The organism is Acidobacteriota bacterium (assembly GCA_033549365.1).
Lineage (GTDB): Bacteria > Acidobacteriota > Aminicenantia > Aminicenantales > Saccharicenantaceae > JAWSUF01.
In genome coordinates, this window is record JAWSUF010000061.1 from 1 (window position 1) to 629 (window position 629).

The window sequence follows — 629 nt, forward strand, 5'->3', positions numbered from 1 at the left end:
CGCGGGGTTGGCTGGGGCGAAAAGGGATTGACAGGGGCAGGTGGGGTGGGATAATAAAGAGCGTCTACCCTACGGCACCGGGGCAGCCGGAGCCGGGTCGATCTTTGAAAACCGAATAGCGAAGAGGCAGGCACGACGGACGAAGGTCGTGCGACCGCGTACGGACGGGATCGAACGGCGCTCCAAGGGTACAATTGGAGAGTTTGATCCTGGCTCAGAACGAACGCTGGCGGCGTGCTTAACACATGCAAGTCGAGCGCGAAAGTCCCCTTCGGGGGGCGAGTAGAGCGGCAGACGGGTGAGTAACACGTGGGCAACCTGCCCCTGGGTGAGGGATAACCACTCGAAAGGGTGGCTAATACCGCATAAGACCACGGCTTTTCGGAGCTGGGGTCAAAGGCTTCGGCCGCCTGGGGAGGGGCCCGCGGCCGATTAGCTAGTTGGTGAGGTAACGGCTCACCAAGGCGACGATCGGTAGCTGGTCTGAGAGGATGATCAGCCACACTGGTACTGAGACACGGACCAGACTCCTACGGGAGGCAGCAGTGAGGAATATTGGTCAATGGGCGCGAGCCTGAACCAGCCATCCCGCGTGCAGGATGACGGCCCTATGGGTTGTAAACTGCTTT

General features: G+C 60.6%; 1 rRNA gene. It reads left to right on the forward strand.

Annotated elements, in window-relative coordinates:
• Nucleotides 1-191: 191 nt before the first annotated feature.
• Nucleotides 192-629, forward strand: a 16S ribosomal RNA gene (locus SCM96_16045); the annotation flags it as partial.